The organism is Rhodococcus sp. 11-3, from assembly GCF_023704055.1.
Classification (GTDB): Bacteria; Actinomycetota; Actinomycetes; order Mycobacteriales; family Mycobacteriaceae; genus Rhodococcus; species Rhodococcus aetherivorans.
The window spans coordinates 150,171-168,426 of record NZ_CP080406.1; the positions used below are offsets into that span (position 1 = coordinate 150,171).

The following is an 18,256-nucleotide window of genomic DNA, read 5'->3' on the forward strand; positions in this document are numbered from 1 at the left end:
TTTTTCAATCACCGACACGGCACGGGGCCGGACGACATCACACCCCTACCAAGTGCGAAGAGATCCTGGTGGACCCTGGCGGGCCCGTGGGGTGAGAATCTTTGTGCGCCCGTCGCCTTCCGACGCCGATTTGGCTTGGTCTTTCGAGACCGTCGAAGAGATTGGCGCTGGAGCCTCCACCGTCGGGTGTTACCGGTTGCCGCCGTGAGCGCGAGTACCAGCCTCCAATTTGATATGCGGGGCTCCGGAGGCGGCGCGCGTCCCACGAGTGAGCATAGGGAGAGGGCGAGGCAGATGCAGGTTCTCTACCAGCGGTGCGCGGCGATCGACATCGGCAAAGACGTCATCGCGGTAGCGGTCAGGGTGCCGGGCGACGGCCCCGACCATCGGCACACCGTCAAACGCATGTTCACAACGTTCTATGGCGTGCTCGTCCAGGCCGCCGCGTGGTTGACCGAACAGCAGGTCACGCACGTGGCGATGGAGGCCACCGGCATCTACTCGATGCCCGTCTACCATGCGCTGGTCGAGCACGGGGACTTCGAGGAAGTCCTGGTCTGCAACGCCGGGCACGTCCGCAACGTGCCCGGCCGTAAGACCGACCTGTCCGACGCCGAGTGGCTGGCGCATCTGCTCGAATGCGGGCTGGTGCGGGGCAGCTTCATCCCGCCGGCCGAGATCAAAGCGGCACGCGATGTGATCCGGTACCGCCGCAAGCTCACCGAATCCCGTACCAGCGAGCTGCAGCGACTGGGCAACGTGCTCCACGACGCCGGGATCAAGGTCGATTCGGTGGCGTCGACGATCACCACGGCCTCGGTACGGGCAATGGTGGAGGCGCTGATCGATGGCCAGCGCCGACCGGCCATGCTCGCCGATCTGGCCAAGGGAAAGATGCGCGCGAAAATCCCCGATCTGCAACGCGCCCTGGAGGGCCGTTTCGACGATCATCACGCCTCGAGGTGCCGGCTTCATCTCGACCATATCGATCACCTCGAGCAGATGATCCGCAGGCTCGATGAGCAGATCGAGGACATGATGCAACCCTTTCGCGCCGAACGCGAGCTGTTGACCACCATCCCCGGGATCGGCCCCGGCGCGTCGGCGGCGATCATTTTTTCGAATCAGGTGTGGCGGTCGCCGACTGTTTCCCGACGGACGCACATTTCGCCTCCTGGATCGGCCTGTGCCCGGGCAACCACGAGTCGGCCGGCAAGCATCGCTCCGGTGCCCGACGTAAGGGCAACCCGCAGCTGCAGCATGTGCTCGTCGAGTGCAGCTGGGCTGCCGTGCGGACACCGGGCTACCTGCAGAGCCTTTACCGCTGGCACGTCCGCAAGTTCGGCGGCCCGCGAAGTCCCCACGCCAAGAACAAAGCCATCGTCGCGATCGCCCACAAACTGGCGATCATCGTCTGGCATATCCTCGCCACCGGGCGCCCCTACCGGGACCTCGGAACCGACTACCTCGACCGCAGAATCGACCCGGCCAAAGAAACTCGTCGACTCCTGGCCAGGCTTCAAGCACTCGGTCACCAGGTCACCATCGAACCCACACAACCAGCGGCCTGACCACTCGAACGCCGCACCCGGCTGCGCCGGGTGGCTTCGCCCTGCCGGTCACCTCAGATTCACGTACCAGCCATCATGACCCACCACAATTAGAGTGGCACAATGAAATTCAGTTTGAATCGATGCCCGCTGTGGTCGGTAGGAGGGTCGGAAGCATCGCTATTTCATCAAGATACGAGTCCGGCTTCCTGTACGAGTCTGGATACCCTGGCCTGGTTCTTGAACACATTTCCCGGATAAGCGTTGGCAGGAAAGACGTCCACTAGTTTCGTCACGTAGTTTGATACGTCACTCTTGAGGTTTGCAATCTTGACTTGAAGATCACTGCCCGGATCCAGGAGAAACTTGTCCCCAATCGTTCGTAGAACGATATGGGCAATAATGCGACGGCCATGCACGGCAATTCCTGCCTGGATGCCGTCGGATTCGCGTTCCAGATCGTCCAATATTGAATCGACCTGTCCGGTGATGGACACCGCCCTGCTAAGTCGAAGTGGATCCGTCTGGTCATTAAATAGTGCGAGATAGACTGACTGATCCGAGAAGAGTCGCGATACTTCGCGCTTGGCGATCACGGAGTGGCCTAGATTTGGAGATGCACATGCAAGCGCGACGGCAGCCTGACGTACGTCGATCACCTTACTTGAGTCCTTCGTCTTAGGCACTTCGGCTGAGCGAAGGATGTATTCAAAGCCCAGAACCTGCAGTTCCCTTACCAGTCGATGTTGCTGCTGGTCGAGGAACGCAAAATCCTGGCTTGATACTTCGTTCTGCGTGTTTGCGAATCGCGTAATTCTGCGGCCGAGCTCGTCCTCATCCTTCGGCACTTCGACGCACCTGACCAGGACAAAGGCATTGCCCAAGTTAGGCTCGCCGTCTGTGCCAAGAACTGATCCCAAGGTAGAGACTGTTTGCGCACCGTTGACAATGCTTGCGCCTGCAAGCTTGAAATATCCCACATCCTTAGTAAGTGCGCCGCTTGGGCCGATGTCAATCGAATCAGCAAGTACGGTAATCCCATTATTGTAGTAGGTGAACCGTTCGGGCTCGTTCCGTATTGTATGAAGAATTCCTTCATTAATGTCTGATCGCGGAATAACGACTCGGATATTCTCAGCAAATAGGTCCACGCCATGCTTAGAGAACCATGCCGCGATCTCGGCGGCACTTACGCGACCGTAGTACATCTTCTGAGGGTCGGATGCACGACCCCAGTCCAGCATTTGGAGGTCAATATCGACGGCGGGCCGCGCATGGTCGGAGATAGAGCTGAACAGATCTTTCTGCGCGATGTGCTGATGGAGCGCAAGGGGTTCGATTCCGTCGAGATCGTTCAACTGCTCAAGAAGGCCGACGACAGGTGCTTCAACAGCCTGAGTCAGCGGGTCGCTCGCGGTCGTTACGGTCACTAGGCGAATCCGAGCGCCTGGCGTTCTAAGAAGATCACTTACGGCGGTCTTCGTAGCTGCCGACGCGTGCGCGGGTTCATTACCGGACTTCATGCCGAGAAGAGACTTGACGCCGTCGAGGAACTTGAGGACATCGCCGAGAGCCATCGACCCGGTTCCATCCCGCCTCCACTTCGATTGCACAAAGACTACAAGTTTGGCGTCCGGATCGACGCCTACGGCATCAATTCCTCGATCGTAGGTCCCATCGGTAATTTCGATCGTCCGCTGGCTGCTGCTCTCGGGTCCAATGACGAGGTGTACGGCATGAAGTGCAAGTAGTCGAGACAAGTTACTGACGTCGTCAAGACCGGCTTCCCAGTAGGTAGATCGGTAGAGGGACTGAACGTGAGTCTCAATCTGACTGACGTGGAACTTGCTCAAAATGCCTCCTAGTTTGCTGGTTGCAACATTAGCGACTGCTCACGTAGCAGGGGCAGGAGGTTGTATTAACGATTGACCAAATTGCTGCGCATGAACGGCGTCACTACCGACCGCTGAGATCTCAGACGGTGGCCGTGCCACTGGCCTTGGCCTATGTCAATGGACATCTGGATCTGGATCTGGCGCACTTTCCGTGAAGCCTCTGGCGTGTCGCTGACCTGCACCGACATCGGTGGTTGAGGATCGTCCGGGTGCGCTGAAGACGGCGGGATGGACTTGTTCCCGCATTTGGACAGTGTCGATGTTCTCGACGTCCGGCGGGTGGGCGCGACCATCCGTATCGAGGCTCGGCCGCGGGGTGAGCGGGCGTCGTGCCCACGTTGTGCCGGCGAAGCGCGTCGAGTGCATTCTCGGTATCGCCGCCAGCTTGCCGATACCGCAATCGGTGGGTATCCGGTCCTGATCGACATTCGGGTCCGCCGATTCTTCTGCGACACGACCGACTGCGCCGCAAAGACCTTCACCGAGCAAATTTCGGGTTTGACGCTTCCGTGGAGCCGGCGCACGCCCGCAGCGGCGGCCATGATCGAGGCGATCGGATTGGCGGTGGCCGGGCGTGCCGGTGCCCGGCTCGCGGACCGGCTCGGAGTCGCGGTCGGCCGCGACACCGTGTTGCGAACCGTTCGGGCGATCCCCGATCGGCCCGTCGAGGAGGTGCCTGTTCTGGGTATCGACGACTTCGCGCTCCGGCGGGGGCACGTGTACGGCACCGTCGTCATCGACATGATCACCCGCACTCCCATCGAGCTGTTGCCCGACCGCACCTCGGACACGGTCGCGACGTGGCTGCGGAGCCGTCCCGGGGTCGAAATCGTGTGTCGGGACCGGGCCGGTGCCTACGCCGACGGCATCGGCACCGGCGCTCCTGAGGCCACCCAGGTTGCCGATCGTTGGCACCTGTGGCACAACCTGGTCGGCGCTGTCGAGAAGACCGTCATCCGCCACCGCGCCGACCTGAACCCGCCTCTCGACACCACCGCCCCAGGACCCGACGAGGCGATGCCGCGACCGGACACTGCGCGAGCCGCAGGCTCGGTCGAGGGCCGCATCGTCACCCGCACCACCGAACGTCACGCGGCCGTGCACGAGCTGCTCACCCAGGGGCGGACGATCTCCGACGTCTCGCGCATACTGGGACTCGATCGCAAAACGGTCCGCCGCTTCGCCCGCGCCACGAATGCCCGCGATCTGATCTCCACTGCGCGAACCCGCCGCGGCATCCTCGACGAGTACGCGCCTTACCTGCGTGAACGCATCGATGGCGGGTGTCTCGACGCCGCACTGCTCACCCGCGAGATCACCGCACTCGGATATCGGGGCAGCGCCAAGACCGTCGCACGATTCGTCTATCCGCTGCGCGCTGCGGCCACCCCACCGCCGCCGGGCCCCACCGCGCCGAGTGTCCGACAGGTCACCGGATGGCTCACTCGCCATCCCGATCACCTCACCGACGAGGACCGCACCGGGCGCAAAGCACTGCTCATGCGCAGCCCGGCGTTGGCCACCACCTGCCGGCTCGTGCGGGACTTCGCCGAGATCATGGTCGGCCGACGCGGTCACAAGGTGCAGGAGTGGATCGCCCGCGCCCGCCGCGACGGCGCGCCCGCGTTGCGGTCCTTCGCGGCAGGCTTGCTCCGTGACCTCGATGCCGTCACCGCCGGACTGACGCTGGAGTACAGTTCGGGCCCGGTCGAGGGACATGTGAACCGGATCAAGATGCTCAAACGACAGATGTACGGGAGGGCTCACTTCGACCTGCTCCGCAAGCGCGTCATCCACTACGTATGAACAAGTGCGCCAAACGAATCGCTGAGTAGGCCCGGGGCGCGGTGACGGGATTGCTCCCGTCCCGTTTCCCCGGACCTCTCGCCGAACCCGCCGTGCGCCTCTCGACGCAACGGGCTCTCCACGGTCTCTGCCGTCACGCTGTTCGCAGGGCCGTCCATCGGTTGGGGATCGTGTTGCCGCGCCATCGGTAACGGGTGACCGTCACGCTGGCCATGTCGAACAACACGGTCCCGTCCGCCGTCGAGATAGGTAACCACCGCCCAGTGCGGGTAGTGTATCGGCGGCGAATATCGTTCCACCCCCAGCGATGCCGGGTTTGCAGCATCCGGATCACCCGCTGCAACACGTAGTGTTGCAAAGCAGTGAAGCGGTCTTTTGCCACGGCATGCTTGAAGTAGGTGGACCAGCCGCGCAGAATCTGGTTGAGCCGCACGATCACGTACTCCAGACTCAGCTGCGACTGCCGATGGGTCAGGGCACGGACTTTCGCCTTCAACGACCGGATGGGCCGGTCGCCGATGAAGGTGTAGACGAACCACTTGTCCGAGCCTCGCTTGCGACGCCACCGGATGTGGAATCCCAAGAAGTCGACCCCGTCGCTGAGGTGTCGCACGCGGGTTTTCTCCGGCGAGAGCCGCAGACCCATCGGTGCGAGAACCTCGCCGACCTGTTCGCGCATCGCCTCGGTGTCGTCCTCGGTTCCGTGGACGAGGACGACGAAGTCGTCGGCGTAGCGGACCAGCCGCCACGTCGGTGACCCTGTGCGGCGACGGTATGCCCGCTTGCCCTCGGTGGACATCGTGCCGCCCGGCTTCCACGGCGCCATCACGTGCTCGTCGAGCACACTCAACGCGATGTTGGCCAACAACGGCGAGAGGATGCCACCCTGGGGCGTGCCGGTCGTGGTGTCCCGCCGATCGCCGAGTTCGGTGAGAACCCCGGCCTTGAGGAACGCCTTGACCAGCGCCAGGACCCGCTTGTCCTTGATCCGCAACCGGACACGATCCATCAATGCGACGTGCTCGATCCGATCGAAGCACGCCTCGATGTCCGCATCCAGCACCCAGCGGTAACCGCGGGTGCCGTAGTAGTGGATCTCGGCTATCGCGTCCTGCGCCCGCCGGTGGGGCCGGAACCCGAACGAGACCGGCTCGAAGTCGGCCTCGAAGATCGGTTCCAGCACCAACTTGAGCGCGGCCTGAACGACTCGGTCCGCCACCGTCGGTATTCCGAGGCGGCGCACCTTCCCCGACCCGCCCGGCTTGGGAATGATCCTCTCCCGCACCGGCAACGGTCGAAACGAACCATCTTTCAGGCTGGCGCGTAGGTCGTTCAGAAACCCCGGAGTCCCGACGTATTCCTCGACGTCGGCGATGGTCCTGCCGTCGACGCCGGGAGTCTTCGCTCCGCGGTTGCCCGCGACCCGGTCGAACGCCGCGATCAGCGTCGCTGGGTCGTGCACCAGGTTGAACAGGTCGTCGAACCGGCGGCCGGGATCGGCCACCGCCCAACGGTGAAGCTTGGCCTGCATCTCCGATACCCGCCGAGTCGGTCCCGTCGGGACCGACTCGGGCACGGCGTCACCGTTCGGTGGCGCATCTTTCGGCATTACAGTCTCCGCCCTTCTCGAAACCGCTGCCGCCCTTCGCCATGTGACCGGCTTTCCCGGCCTCGGACTACTACGGCGGCTCCGCCCCACCCGACACGTTCGACGGTCGATGCGTCTATCCCGGCCCGGTGAGCCGGCTGCTCACCAGACCGGGAGCCGTGACGGGCGGTTCCCGTGTTCACTGTGATTCGCTCGACGAAGTAGGAGCCCAACTGTGTCCCTGCGGCATCGCCACGAGTACGCCGTAGACATTCCTCGTGGCCTCCCGGCCGGCTTCCATAAACCAACCCAGGAGTTCCCCACCGACCTCGGTGGGTGCGCACCGCGTCCTGCCCAGATCCGCCAGGTTCGAGCAGGTGGCGCATTGAGGGACGTAACAACGCTGGTTCCTCGCGTACTCCTCTTCGTCTCGCTTGCCGGACCCGCACCATCTGGCAGTACTGGCCACGTCCCGGCGTTGTCAGGGCTGCTCCCACCCTCCCCGGCACCACCCGGAGCAGGCTGCCCTCAGCTCCACCGACCTGCTACGACAGGCCAGCGGTGAAGGTCTCTCACCTCCACTCGAATCACAGCGCCTCACGGCGCAAACGGAAAGTGCGCCAGATCCAGGTTCTCATGTCCGTCGACAGGCCTAACGCAAGGGCACCATCGGCCCACTCATCTGTCGCTACCTCGACACCGCCCGAACCGTCCTGCGCAGCAAGAAGCTGCTCGATACCTCGTCCGAACGTGACGAGCTGTGGCCAGTACATCGACACGATCTGAAGCGAGTCTGCATCGTGCTCCGTGTCGATCGGCCGGAGGGGCGTCGATCACGGCACAACTTCACGGCCATGCCGGATCCGAGGGCGACCGGATCGGTCATCGGATGCAATACTGGGCGTTCTTGACATAATCGCGCTTATCGGCAAACTGAGATGCACTGTCTATCAGTATTTTTGGGTGACATTGCCCATATTATGTTTTGGTCATTATTTTGAGTAGTCGACAACCAATACTTGTCCAATCCCTTCGGATGCGCTGGTATCGGGGATCGCCCGCTGGCCGCGCACCAGTTGGTGGAGCGGGCCCAGCCCGAGGCAAAGCGGCGGGTGTCTCCGCCTGGGATCGCTGCATGGCGCCGGCGATCCGCCCTGGCACGTCAGTGCCTCTGTCACCCGTTCTATCGTCACCGGGCGCAGGACATCCATGTGCACCCGCACTCTGCAGAGCCCATTGGGATGGATCCTCGATCAGTTCTTCGGGGGGACCAGCCGCTCGGCCATGTCGCTCGCTATACCCGCCATGGTTGCGCTTTCCAGGCCGTCGTCGCTGTCGGTGTCGAACAGGTGGTCGCAGGCCAGCCGGTGCGCTGTACCTGATGTTGTAGGTACGGCACCCGGGGCCACCAACGCCACCAGGTTGCATCAGGCCTGAGTTAGGACATTACTGGCGGGTAGAACACCTGCCGAGGCTTCCACCTGCGCATTCACGACGTCGACGAAGCGGATGGGGACACTAAGCAGGTAGGTTCGGGCCGTGGCATTCGTGCGGAAAGTGCGCACCGCATCCGGGGCGGTAGCGGTGCAGGTCGTGCGCAAACACCGCGGCCGGCACGAGATCCTCGCTCACGTCGGGTCCGCGCATACCGACGTCGAGCTGGGCATTCTGCTCGAACGAGCCCGACACCTGCTGCACGGCGATCAAGGCGTGCTGGAGCTGGATGTGCCGACGCCCGTCGAGCAGATCGCCGATGTTGCCGACTGGCGAACCGGCCAACTGCCCGGCCCGACGACGAGCAAGGGTGGCGAGCTCGCCGGGGCGGGACGAACCGTACGCACCAGCGCCCGGTTGCTCTACGACGTGCTCACCTTCGTCCACGACGGGCTCGGCTTCGACATCATCGACGACGCGGTGTTCAAAGACCTGGTCATCGCCCGGATCGTCGAACCGACCTCGAAGATCGATGCCCTGCGCGTCCTCGACGATCTCGGCGCTGATCCGGTGTCGTACAAAACGATTCAACGCCACCTCGCGCAGATCATCACCGGCGACTACCGCGACCGGATCGCCCGCCGCTGCTTCGAGTACGCGGCCAGCACCGGCGGATTGGGATTGCTGCTGTTCGACGTGACCACCTTGTACTTCGAGGCCGAGAAGGAAGACGACCTGCGCAAGGTCGGCTACTCCAAAGAGCGCCGGGTCGATCCACAAATCGTGGTCGGGTTGCTCGTCGACCGCACCGGGTTCCCACTGGAGATCGCCTGTTTCGAAGGCAACAAGGCCGAAACCCACACCCTGGTCCCCATGGTGCGTCAGTTCCAAGCCCGGCACGACCTCGAGGGCGTGGAGATGGTCATCGCCGCCGACGCCGGCATGCTGTCGGCGGCGAATCTCACCGCTCTCGACGAGGCCGGCCTGAAGTTCATCGTCGGCTCCCGGGTGACGAAGGCGCCCGCTGATCTGACGTCCCATTTCCATTGGCACGGTGATGTGTTCACCGATGGGCAGATCATCGACACCGTCACCCCCCGGCACGCCCGCAGCGTGGTCAACACCGTGAAAAGGCGGGCCGAACCGGTCTGGGATCCGGTTCGGCATCCCACCTCGTGGCGGGCGATCTGGCAGTACACCCGCAAACGTGCCGTGCGCGACAACCAGACTCTCAATGCCCAGGAGGCGAGGGCGCGGGCGGTGGTCGAGGGCACCCAGAAGTCGAAGGCGACGCGCTTCGTCAAGACCACCACCGCAGGTCAGCGACTCGATGATGCCGCGCTGGCACGAGCTCGATCGCTGGTCGGCTTGAAGGGATACACCCGCCAATATCCCGGTCACGCTCATGGAACCGGGCGAGGTGATCGGCAAGTACCACGACCTGTGGCATGTCGAGCAGTCGTTTCGCATGTCGAAGACCGATCTGCGGGCACGGCCGATGTTCCACCGCACCCGCGACGCCATCGAGGCGCACCTGACCATCGTGTTCGCCGCTCTGGCCGTCGCCCGCTGCGCCCAGGACCACACCGGTGTCGCGATCGCGAGGCTGGTCAAGCAACTGCGGCCGCTACGAACCTCGACCATCGCCATCAACGGCGCCGTCCAGGACTTTCCGCCGCAGATCCCTGCTGCTGAACTGGAGATTCTCACCCGTCTCAGCTTCGAATCGGGACACTAAGCCAAATGTCCTAACTCAGGTGGTTGCGCTTTCCAGGCCGTCGTCGCTGTCGGTGTCGAACAGGTGGTCGCAGGCCAGCCGGTGCGCTGTACCTGATGTTGTAGGTACGGCACCCGGGGCCACCAACGCCACCAGGTTGCATCAGGGTCCTGCAAGACGCGGCCGAGTACCACTTCGGCGCGAGGGTGGGTCAGCGACTCCACCCAGCTGTTGCCGTGATGAAGAGGCCAGGTCTGCGTGAGCACTTTTCTTCCGTCACAGGGCTCGCCGGTGCCTGGCGGTTCTCCCATGTCATCGACTCCGGCGACACGAACTGAACACCGTCCCCGGTCCAGATCCGCAAGACCAGCCGGTCCGTTGTACCAAACAAATTTCACCCTCGAACGTCACACCTCGTGCGGCTCTCTGTCAGGATTCATCCCTTCAAGTCGTGTAGTGGCCAGCCGTCTATCAGCCGACTAACGCCACGGGCAAGCCAAGCGTCAATCGGAGCGGCAATTACAGAAAAACCTTCCGAATCAATTATGAATACCGGGTGTCCGTCCGGCAGAACGCCGAAGGCCCATTTTCTGTATCCCCCCTGCATACGTCCCAAGTTTGCAAGAAATTCCGAGATCTGCCAGATCCACGGCCCCTTGGCGATGACACTTACTTGCTGATCGTCGCTGCCGACGGGAATCAGATCGCCGAATCCACATTGCTCTCGGACAGCATTGATACGACCCTTGTCCAAAAAGACAGCGTCTGACACGCCCAGCTGGCGGAGTGCGCGTTTTTGTTGTTCGCGAACTCGGTTGTTCATTTTGCTCATGTCGAGCTGCCCCGTACTGTAATAATCGGGCAGGCCGCTATCGCCAGTAAAAAGCACCCCATTGTTGGAGAGCCAGAGGTGGCGTTCGCGATCGAGTGGCCATGCGTATCCAATTATCCGCGAGTGACGGTAAGCATTCGGTGGACGGTTATCATCTACCGTTTGATAACGGAATATAAATTTCGTGATCCCGGTAACCGCATACTTGATTTTTTGGTCAAAGATGACGACGGTATGTGGCGGCACTCCGGCCGCCGCAAGCTTGTCGGCCGCAGTCTTGAGAGATTGGGCTATCCAATTGATCGCCGCTGGACCCATGCGTTGGTGCTGAGCCTGCTGTTCGGCTGCTTTCCTCGCCTCGGCCTCTGATCGCTGGCGGGAGGCCCTGTGCAATGCCTCATACTTCCGGTACTCGTCCTCGAAGCTCACCTTTCCATTCTGCTGCGCGGAAGGGATGCACCGTGGCCAATTGAGAGCCACTGAGCAGTGGGTAAGACCCGAGTTAGGACATTACTGACGGGTAGGTGGCATGGCGACTCTGTGAGCTGCAGGTTCGCGACTGAGGTGGAGCGGATCGGGACACTAAGCGGGTAGGTTCGGGCGGTGGCATTCGTGCGGAAAGTGCGCACCGCGTCCGGGGCGGTGGCGGTGCAGGTCGTGCGCAAACACCGCGGCCGGCAGGAGATCCTCGCTCATGTCGGGTCCGCGCATACCGACGTCGGTCACCCGAGCTCGAGAAATACTAGGCGGACGGTAAATGATGCAACATGCAGTGGCCGAGACGGAAAGTTGCCCGTCCCTGCTCGTCGGCAACGTCAAGAATCCGAGCGCGCTCGGCCACGTAGCACGAGCGATTCGACGCGAGCCGCGGCGCTGGCGGCCCATTTGGCGCGGGAGTCGGCCATCTTCTGTCCGACTTAGGCCCAATACCGTTTTGATGAGCGTGTCGGTTTCGACGCGTAGTCAACTCTGATATGCGCGGGTTGGTTACCGCTGGAAGGTTGTTCGGCTGGAGTGGGACATCGCCGACCGGGGAGGGGTGTCGCCCGCAAGCCTCAAACGAATTTGATGGATAACCGGAATTATCCATCATGGACAATCACGAGTTGCAGAAGACGCGAACCCGTGACGTCCACCATCTTTGGACGCTATGACACGTCCCTGTCGATCGCTCACAAGCGTGCTGAACTGCGGCTTCGGTGCCCGGCTGGTGCGCCCCGAATCCTCACTGGGGCCGATGCCGCATCCTCGAGGGGCGTACTCGCCGCCCAGCGGCCCCCATCTGTACCCTCCTGACCTGGTGCGTGCACGAAGCTTGTCTGTCTGGCACTGTGATGAGTGCACGGGGCATTAGCTCCGGTGAAGTGGACCCGGCAGCCTTCCGGACGGTTGGTGAGCCGGGTTTCGCGTTTCTACCGCACTGCCACGGTCTTGGTGATCAACGGCCGGACCCGGGCGGGCCATTCGCCGCCCTTGGCCAGGCACCAGGCGACCGCGTCGGGAATCCACAGCATCGGTTCCTGCTTGGCGCGCAGGTGGTGATACGTCAGCCGATCCCGGATCCCGTGTTTGCCGGTGGCGTCGAACAACGTGCGGCGATCGGACTTGACGGTGGAGTCGTCCTGCTCGAGCACCAGACGCGAGACCGACAGCTCGGCAAGGTCGCCGGCCAGCGCCTCGACGCATCGTGGGCGCCCCACCTTGGGTGTCAGCCCGGTCGCGTCGTAGACGTGCACCTGCACGTCCAATGTCTCCAGGGCCGAGCAGATCGTGCGTCGGCGGGCATCGCGCTCGGACTTGAAGTGGACCCGTTCCTGACCCTTCATTCTCAGCGCCGTCAACGTTCTGCGCGCCTGATCGAGCGCCGACGGATCCGCCACTGCGGCCACCACCAGGATGCCGCGGACGGTGTTCTCATCGACGAAAGCGCGCACGAGAGGTCAGCCTCGAGCGACGCCACTTTCCCCTTCCGGATCCCCTTCGATACGCACCAGAGACAGGTGCGCACCTCGAGGGCCCGCATCTCTCCACCCGCGTACTTTCGATGCGCCCACTGTCGACACGGCCGCAGGAGGTCGACCGTCCTCGGGCCTGCCGACTGTCACCGGTCCGGGGGTGCAGCGGCCGGGCGCACCGCTCGGGCCTTCGCGCCGGCATCCCGGGACGCCCCGGATTGATTTTCTGCACCGAGTGCCGTAAATGTGGTTGAAGGTTGCACGACCGTCGCCGTCGACTCGGCGAGGCCCGCTGCCGCGACCCGCCACCCCCTGCCGGCGGTGCGCGCGCACCTCGGGCCGACGAGTCGTCCCTCCCGGACGCCCCGCCTTCCCCTGGGGCGGGGTGTCCGGGCCCTCCCCGTCGCCACGCGGCCACTCGCAGAAGGAAGAGGCACGTTTTGATGATCTCCACCCTGGTCCTCCGCCCGGTGGCCCGCACCCTTGCCGTCGCGCTGATCTTCGCCGATACCGTCCTGGCCACCCGGGTGCCGCCGCTGCCCGACTGGGACGACGCCGGCCATCCCGCCCGCTACTGAACACCCACGGCCGTTCCGAGTACCGCATCCTGCTCCGAACAGACCTGCATCGCACCGACGCCGCCGTGGTATACCCCGCACTCCGATCGATGACACGCGCTGGCGGACACATGCGTGCGCTGCATCCATGCCACGAATGCAGCATTCGCATCGCAGCGGACCGGGCCTACGGCTCGACACCGCCGCCCCGGGTCTTCGCACTCGGTGGGCGCTTGTGTCGCCTGCGGGCCGAGGCGCTCGCCCCGGCCCGCAGCGCAGCCGCGTTCGTACTCGCTCGCAGCCCTGCTGGGCGTGCTTGCCCGGCATGGTTGACCGGAGCTCACGGGCGGCATTCCTGCTCCCCCGGCTCGATGCTGCGTCGCAGGCAGGGCCCTCAGTCCTGATCGTCCGACGATGCGAAACGAACGTCCCGCCAGAATTCGCACCGCAGAGCCAATGACCGGTGCTGATCCCACTCCCGCAGCGCCGCCACATACCGGGCATGTGGGGCGGTGTCCCGTTCGACGCTGAGCTCGAGAACGGGAAATCCAGCCGCCGCATCGCTTCGGCGACCCTCACCCGGACCGCTCGGCCGTTGAAGTCCTCGAACGGATGCACGTGCAGCGCGGCTCGACCGTGGCGTGGGAGTCCTTCGGCGGTTCGCCTTCCGGAACCGTGAATCGCCAGTACGTGACAGGCGACAGTTCGTCCGTCAGGACGTGCCTGCCCGATTCAGCCCGGTAGACGCTCGTGGTGCCGTAGAAGAACTCTCCACGATTCGGTCCCATACCGCTGCTGCCACGGCATTCACCCCGTAGACGACCCCTCGCAGGTGCGATGTCACTGGGCAGTGGCAGGCGAACCGACCGGCTCCACGGCAGCGCTGCCCGTGACGGGGTAGACGGCGTACTCCACGCCCGAGAGGTACTGGACGGTACGCACCACCTGGCATGAGTAACCGAACTCGTTGTCGTACCAGACGTAGAGAATGGCGGTGTCACCGTCGACGATTGCCGCGTTGGCGTCAATGATGCATGCCGCGCGTGAACCGATGAAGTCGCTGGACACGGCGTCGGTTGCCGCGGTGTAGTCGAGATTCCGACTCAGTGCGCCTGTCAGCGATTCCTGACGAAGATGTTCGAGCACTTCATCTTTGGTGGTCTCACGCCCCAGCTGAAGGTGGAGGATGGCGACGGAGACGTCCGGGGTGGGTACGCGGATCGAGTTACCGGTGATCCTTGCCTGAAGGCCGGGAAGCGCCTTCGCCACGGCCGACGCGGCACCTGTTTCGGTGAGCACGAGGTTGAAGGGCGCCGATCGGCCGCGCCGATCGGCCTTGTGGTAGTTGTCCAGCAGGTTTTGGTCATTGGTGAAGGAGTGCACGGTCTCGACGTGGCCTCGCGCGACACCGAACTCGTCGTCCATGGCCTTCAGTGGCGGGACAATGGCATTGGTGGTGCACGATGCGCACGAGACGATGTTCTCGGTCGGGTCGAGGTCGCGGTGATTGACGCCGTGCACAATGTTGGGCACGTCGCCCTTGCCGGGCGCGGTGAGCACCACCTTGGCCACCCCCGGGCGGAGGTGCTGCGACAGCCCGTCGCGGTCGCGCCAGATCCCGGTGTTGTCGATCAGGATGGCGTTGTCGATGCCGTACTCGGTGTAGTCGACGCTCGTCGGATCGTTGCTGTAGATGAACTTGATGACGTTGCCGTTGGCGATCAGGGTGTTGTTCTCTGGGTCGACCTTGATCGTGCCGTTGAACTGCCCGTGGACCGAGTCGCGACGCAGCAGCGAGGCGCGCTTGGTCAGGTCGTCACTACCTCCCTTTCGGACCACCACGGCGCGCAAGTTCAACCCATTTCCCGAGCCGGCCTTTTCGATCAGGAGTCGAGCCACCAGTCGACCGATGCGCCCGAATCCGTACAGGATCACATCCTGCGGCTGCGGAGACGTCGGAGCGGTACCGGCCAGTTCGGCAAGACTGCGTGCAACGAACTCAGGGATCGACACTCCGTCGCCGTTCGCCCGGTAGTTCATCACCAGCAGTCCGAGATCGATCTTGGAGGGCCGGAGGTCGAGATGCGTCAGTGCCTCGAGGAAAGGGAACGTCTCTTCGACGGACAGCTCGTCGCCGCTGATCTGTCGGGCGAAACGATGGGTTCGCAGGATGCTGATGACCGACTTGTTCACCAGGGAGCGGCTGTGAAGCAGAATGGTCACCGAGCGCGTGCGGTGTAAGCCACCGATGATCGGGATCATCGCTTCCGCAAGAGCCTCCTCGGAGTTCCACTGTGCCAATTCTGCTGTGCTCACTGTGCTCCTCTGCCTTTCCGGCTCGTGGGACACGTCCGGTGGTTGGATGCCGGCCCGGACGAGACGCACGTCACTCGCCGGTCAGCGTTCCGGATCGGTGGAACAGTTCACGACCGACGCCGATCAGGACGTGCGCAACACCAAGCATATGGAAGCGCTCCCTCGGATCGACAAGCCGGTCGCCGAAACCGTCCCGGGGGCGTGGACCTGCCGCCTCACGCGAAGAATGCCACGGACAACCTGCTGTCCTATCCATCAGTAGCAGCAGGAGGAGGCTTCTTGTGAGTGAGCGGCGGCGGCGCACAGCAGCAAGCAAGCAGAGGCCGATACTCCCCCTCGCTGCGGTGCGGACGCAGGTCACATCCTGGTGGATCGGATTCGGTCACGTTCCAGCGGGCGCACGCGGGAAGGCGCATGTGCGCACCCTCCGCGACCATGGCGAAGAAGAGCGGGGCGAGTGGCAGCGTTGACGGTTGCCGGGTCTTCGCCTACGTCGACGTCCAGGGACCGGACGCAGGGTGCGCGTTCGACGCCGCCCGCGAGGAAGCGGCGTTGCATCCGCTGTCCGACACGCGCCTGCTCGGCCTTGTCGAGCAGGCACTCGAGGTCGGCTTGCACCCGACGAAGCTGCGCACCCTGTCCGGCACGGGAGTCGGGATCATGCGACGCGACTTCGGGGTCGAGTTGCCCGCGCCCGGCAACGACTGCCTCTGACAGCGCAACACAGGCGAGGCTCCCGGAATCCCTGGTTCCGGGGGCCTCGCCCGTGGCGTAGGAACGTCGTTCCGGCACGAGCCGGAATGACGTGGGCGCCACCACTACCGCGTCCAGCACAACCGGGCGCGTACGGTCGCCACGTCTCGCACCTCCAGCACGAACACCACCTCGATCCGATCGCCGGTCGGTCGCCGGACGGCACCAGCAAAGATGCCGTCGTGGCGCTGTTCGCTGCCGCCGATCCGGCCGGATTGATCGGCTGGGACGGTCCCGGTCCCGAACCCGTGTTCCCACGCCAAGCGGGCACAGGCACCATGGCACCTTCCTCGCCCGTCGTTCCGTCCAACTCTGCTGCACCGCAACATGAGTGGTGGGTAATCGTGCTTATCCACCACACCTGGTGGGGGCTCACCGGCCTGCCGTCGAGCAAGGACCAAGCGTCACGCCTCAGAACATGTCGATGGTGTGTGGGCTCGAGGGGTTCAGAGTCCGGGTATCGGGGGCAGTTCCGGTAGGGGGAGCGGCGGGGGTGGGGGAAGTGTGGGCAGTTGGTACTGCGGGAGACCGGGAATGAGGGGGGCTGGTTCCGGTGGGGGTGGCGGAGCCGATGTGTCGGCCGGCGCACTGTTCTGCGTCCGGGGGGTGGCGGGGGGCTGGGGCGGATTGTGTGTCTGCGGCGGGTTCGTGGTGCGCGCTTCGGTCTGTGCGGGGATCGTCGGCTGCGTGTCGACCACCGGCGGGGCGGCTTCCGGGGGCGGGGCCACGTCCGCGGTCGTAGTGGGCGGTGGCGGGGCGGTGGGCTGTGCGTCCCGCTCGGAACCCTGCAGCAGGTCGGTGCCGAGGCCGGTGCCGAGGCCGATCGCCGCGACGACGGTGACGACGCTGCCGGCGAGGAGGAGGCGTCGAGGTGTCCGCGGCGGTGCGGTCGTCTCGACGGTGTGCCGGGTGTCGACGGTGTTGCTCGTCTGGTGGGGCGCGGATGCCGTTGTCGGGGACATCACCGTGCCGCCCGCCTCGCCGGTGGCGGGGCGGGCCAGCAGCGCCGCACCCTCGGCCGCGACGAGTTCGGGTTGTGCGGGCACGATCACCGGGAGGTCGAGCCGGGACTGCATCACGGAGGTGACCAGCGGGATGTGCGCACCGCCGCCGAGGAGCACCGCGGCGTCGGGGGTGCGGCCGGAGCGGCGGATGACCTCCCGGGTGAGGTGGGCCGAGGCTTTTACGGGGCCGTCGATGAGCGAATCGAAGCTGTCCTGGGAGAGCAGCAGCAGACCGCCCTCCCCGGGCATGCACACCGCGCCGTGGGTGGACAGCTGCTCCTTCGCGTCGCGGCACCGGGCGGTGAGGGCGAGCTGTGCTGCCGGGTCGGCCGGCGGGGTGAAGCGGTGCAGTTCCAGGTGATGGTGGTAGATCAGCCGGTCGAGGAGGTCGCCGCTGATCCGGTCCGAGCGTGCGGTGCTCAGCACGAGCCCGGTGGGACGGTCGACGACGGTGACGGTGAGGCCGGAACTGCCGAGGTCGTAGAACACGAGCGTCTCGTGGTCGCCGAGATCCCCGGACGTCTCCAGCCTCTCGAGCGCGGCCGTCACTTCGGGGACCAAGTGGAAGTGGCCGATCTCGAGTCGGGTCATCGCGGCCTGGACGGCACCGGCCTGCGCCTGGTTCCGGTACGCGACGCCGATGGCCTGGGCCTCGTCGATCTCGTCGGTTTCGGCGAGCACCGTGTCGAGGGATGCGGCGGCCGGGTCTCCCGGCCGTTCGAGGGTCGCGGTCACCGACCGTGACCGGAAGAGCGGACCGTGGGGGCTCTCGGTGTCGCGGCACGCGAAGCGCACAGCGCTGGCCCCGACCGACACACCGAGAACCGACGTCATGACGCCGACTATAAC

At 64.3% G+C, this 18,256-nt stretch carries 10 protein-coding genes and 2 pseudogenes; 6 read left to right on the forward strand and 6 right to left on the reverse strand.

What is annotated here, in order from left to right:
- Positions 1-294: 294 nt before the first annotated feature.
- Positions 295-1,059: pseudogene (locus KZJ41_RS28545) on the forward strand (IS110 family transposase); the annotation flags it as partial.
- 71 nt (positions 1,060-1,130) lie between these two features.
- Entirely contained in the window at positions 1,131-1,571 is a 441-nt protein-coding gene (locus KZJ41_RS28550; protein ID WP_373566491.1) for a transposase, read from the forward strand.
- Positions 1,572-1,738: 167 nt separating this feature from the next.
- On the opposite strand, the gene KZJ41_RS00680 is transcribed toward KZJ41_RS28550, so the two are convergent.
- Entirely contained in the window at positions 1,739-3,403 is a 1,665-nt protein-coding gene (locus KZJ41_RS00680) for an AIPR family protein (RefSeq protein ID WP_251550015.1), read from the reverse strand.
- A 270-nt stretch (positions 3,404-3,673) separates the two neighbouring features.
- Here KZJ41_RS00680 and KZJ41_RS00685 point away from each other — a divergent pair, with 270 nt between their 5' ends.
- A complete protein-coding gene (locus tag KZJ41_RS00685) occupies positions 3,674-5,251 on the forward strand; it encodes an ISL3 family transposase (protein ID WP_251550017.1) in 1,578 nt (525 codons plus the stop codon).
- A 133-nt stretch (positions 5,252-5,384) separates the two neighbouring features.
- On the opposite strand, the gene ltrA is transcribed toward KZJ41_RS00685, so the two are convergent.
- Entirely contained in the window at positions 5,385-6,782 is a 1,398-nt protein-coding gene (gene ltrA, locus KZJ41_RS00690) for a group II intron reverse transcriptase/maturase (protein ID WP_251550019.1), read from the reverse strand.
- A 1,596-nt stretch (positions 6,783-8,378) separates the two neighbouring features.
- On the opposite strand from ltrA, the pseudogene KZJ41_RS00695 reads away from it, so the two are divergent.
- Positions 8,379-10,011 (forward strand): annotated as a pseudogene (locus KZJ41_RS00695) (IS1634 family transposase).
- Positions 10,012-10,426: 415 nt separating this feature from the next.
- On the opposite strand, the gene KZJ41_RS00700 reads toward KZJ41_RS00695, so the two are convergent.
- Positions 10,427-11,251 (reverse strand): hypothetical protein, encoded by an 825-nt coding sequence (locus KZJ41_RS00700; protein ID WP_251550021.1) that lies wholly within the window; start codon positions 11,249-11,251, stop codon positions 10,427-10,429.
- 983 nt (positions 11,252-12,234) lie between these two features.
- The gene (locus KZJ41_RS00705) at positions 12,235-12,756 is read right to left on the reverse strand and encodes a hypothetical protein (RefSeq protein ID WP_251550023.1); all 522 of its coding nucleotides are present in this window, start codon (positions 12,754-12,756) and stop codon (positions 12,235-12,237) included.
- Positions 12,757-13,220: 464 nt separating this feature from the next.
- Here KZJ41_RS00705 and KZJ41_RS28400 point away from each other — a divergent pair, with 464 nt between their 5' ends.
- Positions 13,221-13,355: a hypothetical protein gene (locus KZJ41_RS28400; protein ID WP_006937388.1), complete on the forward strand. Its 135-nt coding sequence runs from the start codon at positions 13,221-13,223 to the stop codon at positions 13,353-13,355.
- A gap of 819 nt (positions 13,356-14,174) precedes the next feature.
- On the opposite strand, the gene KZJ41_RS00710 is transcribed toward KZJ41_RS28400, so the two are convergent.
- On the reverse strand, positions 14,175-15,650 hold the full coding sequence (locus KZJ41_RS00710; RefSeq protein ID WP_102799200.1) for a glyceraldehyde-3-phosphate dehydrogenase: 1,476 nt from the start codon (positions 15,648-15,650) through the stop codon (positions 14,175-14,177).
- Positions 15,651-16,085: 435 nt separating this feature from the next.
- Between KZJ41_RS00710 and KZJ41_RS00715 the strand changes: the two genes are divergently transcribed.
- On the forward strand, positions 16,086-16,364 hold the full coding sequence (locus tag KZJ41_RS00715; protein ID WP_251550025.1) for a DUF4192 domain-containing protein: 279 nt from the start codon (positions 16,086-16,088) through the stop codon (positions 16,362-16,364).
- A 485-nt stretch (positions 16,365-16,849) separates the two neighbouring features.
- Here the strand turns inward: KZJ41_RS00715 and KZJ41_RS00720 are convergent, their stop codons facing one another.
- Entirely contained in the window at positions 16,850-18,241 is a 1,392-nt protein-coding gene (locus KZJ41_RS00720) for an Hsp70 family protein (protein ID WP_251550027.1), read from the reverse strand.
- Positions 18,242-18,256: the final 15 nt, after the last annotated feature.

Excerpts from the sequence above, each read along its gene's own strand:
- KZJ41_RS00685 (WP_251550017.1), top strand. The coding sequence starts at position 3,674 with ATGGACTTGTTCCCGCATTTGGACAGTGTCGATGTTCTCGACGTCCGG.
- ltrA (WP_251550019.1), bottom strand. The coding sequence starts at position 6,782 with ATGCAGGCCAAGCTTCACCGTTGGGCGGTGGCCGATCCCGGCCGCCGG.
- KZJ41_RS28400 (WP_006937388.1), top strand. The coding sequence starts at position 13,221 with ATGATCTCCACCCTGGTCCTCCGCCCGGTGGCCCGCACCCTTGCCGTC.
- KZJ41_RS00715 (WP_251550025.1), top strand. The coding sequence starts at position 16,086 with ATGGCGAAGAAGAGCGGGGCGAGTGGCAGCGTTGACGGTTGCCGGGTC.
- KZJ41_RS00720 (WP_251550027.1), bottom strand. The coding sequence starts at position 18,241 with ATGACGTCGGTTCTCGGTGTGTCGGTCGGGGCCAGCGCTGTGCGCTTC.